The following is a 3,280-nucleotide window of genomic DNA, read 5'->3' as shown; positions in this document are numbered from 1 at the left end:
GAGACGCAGGAGTTGGTAGTCCCCAGGTCGATACCGATAATTTTGCCCATGTTCACTCTCCCGAAACTTTGGATTTGGTTGCCGCAGCAGTGGTGGCTAACTGCGGTAGCACTTAAACGCTTGACTTCTAAATGGGGGCCTTGCGGCTAATTTCAAGCCTGCTCGTCAATCGAAGGCGAAACCGGCGCTGGCGCCTTGCTGACCACGACCATTGCCGGGCGCAGCAAGCGGCCATTGAGCTGGTAGCCCTTCTGGAACACCTTCAGCACACTGTTCGGCTCGACGTCAGCGCTTTCCTGCATGGCCATTGCCTGATGAAGAACGGCGTTGAACGGTTCGCCATGCGGATCGATCGCTTCCAGCTGATAGCGCTTCAGGGTGTCCTGGAACATTTTCAGGGTCAGCTCGATCCCTTCACGCATTGGACGGATGCTTTCGTCATCCGGGCTGGATAATTCCAGGCCGCGCTCCAGGCTGTCGATGATCGGCAGCAGGTCGCCGGCGAATTTTTCCAATGCGAACTTGTGAGCCTTTTCTACGTCCTGCTCGGCGCGACGGCGGACGTTCTGCAGATCGGCGGCCACACGCAAAGCCTGATCCTGGGCGCCTGCCAGTTGCTCTTCGAGCACTTGTACACGAGCCGCCAGGTCATCACCCGAAGCCTGAGGAGCCTGATCGGCGTCTAGATTTTGCGTATCCACTGTCTGTTCGTCAGCCATAGAATTCTCCTTTCAATATCGTCCGCGAGCTCGACCCGCGCTTCTGCCCAGCTATATGGGGCCGCAAAATCCGGCTTCAAGGGGCTCAATGTGATTAACCCTACAAAAAGCTCAACATTGTCATTCCCTGGCGCGCTAAGGATTTCGTCGGGCCAAGCGAAACGAGCTAAATGAGGGCATTGTCAGCCAGAAACAAAACACTGTATAAATAACCAGACCTAAAGCCTGGGAGCGGCCTTTATGCTGGTGCACCTGTCCGTACACAACTACGCCATCGTTGAACATCTCGATCTCGAACTTGATCGCGGAATGAGCGTGATCACAGGGGAAACCGGCGCCGGCAAGTCGATCATGCTCGACGCCCTCGGCCTTACCCTCGGTGATCGCGCCGACAGCGGCGTGGTCCGCCCCGGCGCGGATAAAGCCGATATCCTGGCAACCTTCGATCTTGCCGACATTCCGGAAGCCAGCACATGGCTGGCCGAGCGCGACCTTGAGAACGATGGCCCGTGCATTCTGCGCCGGGTGATCACCTCCGAAGGACGCTCACGCGGCTACATCAACGGCACGCCCTGCCCGCTGGGCGATCTCAAGGCCCTGGGCGAGTTGTTGATTGATATCCACAGCCAGCACGAGCACCAATCCCTGCTCAAGACTGACACCCATCGCCGTCTTCTTGATGAATATGCCGGCGCAACGGACCTTGCCCGCCAAGTACAACTGGCCGCCCAACGCTGGCGGCAGACGCGCCTGGAGCTGGAGCGGCTCTCCAATTCCGGCGATGAGCAGCGCGCGCGCCATCAACTACTCAGCTATCAACTCGAAGAGCTGGAAAACCTCGGCCTGGGCGACAACGAACTGGAACAGCTGGAACAGGAACACAAGAACCTGACCAACGCCGAAACCTTGTTGGGCATCTGCCGGCAGGTCGTCGAGCAATGCAGCGAAAGTGATTCCGGCAATGTGCTGAACGCGCTCACCGCCAGCCTCAATCGCTTGTCCAGCGTGAATAGTTCGATCGGTGCACTGGGCGAGGCCAGCAGCCTGCTGACCAGCGCGCAGATCCAGGTCGAGGAAGCCGTGGGTGAATTGAACCGCTTCCTCGACAACTTCGACGCCGACCCATCACGCCTGCAGTATCTGGAAGAGCGCCTGGACGCGATCTACACCCTGGCGCGCAAACACCGCATTCAGCCAACTGAAGTCGCCGACATGCAGCAGAAATTGCTGGATGAAATCGAAACCCTGAACGCCAACGACGAATCCATTGAGCGCCTGAGCGACGAGCTGGCGGCCTATGCCCGTCATTACCTGGAAAAGGCTCGGGAACTCAGCGATCTACGTCACCAGGCATCGAGCAGCCTGGCCAGTGCCGTGGAACAGGAAATCCAGCGTCTGGGCATGCCTGGCGGACGCTTCACCATCGAATTACGTCCCAACAGTGGTGATGAACTGCACCCGAATGGGCGCGAACAGGTGGAATTACTGGTCAGCGCCAACCCGGGGCAACCGCTGAAAGCACTGGCGAAAGTGGCATCGGGAGGCGAGCTATCGCGAATCAGTCTGGCCATCCAGGTAATCACTGCGCAAACCTCACGTATCCCGACACTGGTGTTCGACGAAGTGGACGTGGGCATCGGCGGCCCGACTGCCGAGATCGTCGGCCAATTACTGCGTCGACTTGGAGAGCGAGGTCAGGTACTGACAGTGACCCACCTGCCGCAAGTGGCAGCACAGGGACATCAGCATCTATTCGTGCACAAAGTGCGTGGCGAAGATGCCACGCGCACTGCGGTGTCCAAGCTGAACAAGAATGATCGCGTAGAAGAAGTGGCTCGGATGCTGGGGGGCATTGATCTCACCCGCGAATCCCTGGCTCACGCCAGGAAAATGGTCGTTACCGCAAAAGTTTAGTAACAGCAGAAAGCACGAAGGCGACCCTGAGGTCGCCTTCGTTCGTATCGCGAACCGGGTTCGCGCGACATGCTTACTTTTTCTTGCGTACGTACAGCACCAGGTTGTGATCAACCATCTCGAAACCATACTTGTCGACGATGGCTTTCTGCAGACGTTCGATTTCTTCGTCGAAGAATTCGATCACTTCACTGGTCTCGACGTTGACCATATGGTCGTGATGCTTGCCGTCGTCCAGTTCGAAGACCGCATGGCCTCCGTCGAAGTTGTGCCGCACCACAAGGCCAGCTGCCTCGAACTGGGTCAGTACACGGTAAACCGTGGCCAGACCGACGTCCTCGCCAGCCTCCATCAGTGCCTTGTAAACATCTTCAGCACTCATGTGGCGCTGCTCGGCGGAATCGAGCATTTGCAGAATTTTGACCCGTGGCAGGGTCACTTTGAGGCCGGCTTTGCGTAGTTCGCTATTTTCAACCATGGTCAGCTTTCTCGCGATGCTGCTTCGCAGCTACTCTTAATGCGGGTATGATCGGCGTTTACGTTGTCCCAGCCAAGATAGTGGAAGTCGCCCACCGATGCAAAACACCAAGCTCTTGCTAACCAGTTTCACCTTTGTGGGACTGCTCGCACTCGCCGGTTGTTCATTC

Annotated in this window: 3 protein-coding genes and 1 pseudogene; 2 read left to right on the top strand and 2 right to left on the bottom strand. The window is 57.5% G+C overall.

Features of this window, described 5'->3' with window-relative positions; all coding sequences use genetic code 11:
* Positions 1-152: 152 nt before the first annotated feature.
* Positions 153-719 (bottom strand): nucleotide exchange factor GrpE, encoded by a 567-nt coding sequence (gene grpE / locus ACRESJ_RS26595; RefSeq protein ID WP_431760523.1) that lies wholly within the window; start codon positions 717-719, stop codon positions 153-155.
* A 240-nt stretch (positions 720-959) separates the two neighbouring features.
* Between grpE and recN the strand changes: the two genes are divergently transcribed.
* The gene (gene recN, locus ACRESJ_RS26590; protein ID WP_431760522.1) at positions 960-2,633 is read left to right on the top strand and encodes a DNA repair protein RecN; all 1,674 of its coding nucleotides are present in this window, start codon (positions 960-962) and stop codon (positions 2,631-2,633) included.
* Positions 2,634-2,706: 73 nt separating this feature from the next.
* On the opposite strand, the gene fur is transcribed toward recN, so the two are convergent.
* Positions 2,707-3,111, bottom strand: a complete 405-nt coding sequence (gene fur, locus ACRESJ_RS26585; protein ID WP_003197684.1) for a ferric iron uptake transcriptional regulator — start codon at positions 3,109-3,111, stop codon at positions 2,707-2,709.
* Positions 3,112-3,208: 97 nt separating this feature from the next.
* Between fur and ACRESJ_RS26580 the strand changes: the two are divergent.
* Positions 3,209-3,280 (top strand): annotated as a pseudogene (locus ACRESJ_RS26580) (outer membrane protein assembly factor BamE); the annotation flags it as partial.

Origin of the sequence: Pseudomonas sp. (genome assembly GCF_050739655.1) — a bacterium.
GTDB lineage: Bacteria > Pseudomonadota > Gammaproteobacteria > Pseudomonadales > Pseudomonadaceae > Aquipseudomonas.
The sequence above is the reverse complement of the archived record's forward strand: the minus strand, read 5'-3'. Positions and strand labels throughout refer to the sequence as shown.

What these genes read in the sequence shown, in the direction of transcription:
- recN (WP_431760522.1), top strand. Translation starts at nt 960, where the DNA reads ATGCTGGTGCACCTGTCCGTACACAACTACGCCATCGTTGAACATCTC.
- fur (WP_003197684.1), bottom strand. Translation starts at nt 3,111, where the DNA reads ATGGTTGAAAATAGCGAACTACGCAAAGCCGGCCTCAAAGTGACCCTG.
- grpE (WP_431760523.1), bottom strand. Translation starts at nt 719, where the DNA reads ATGGCTGACGAACAGACAGTGGATACGCAAAATCTAGACGCCGATCAG.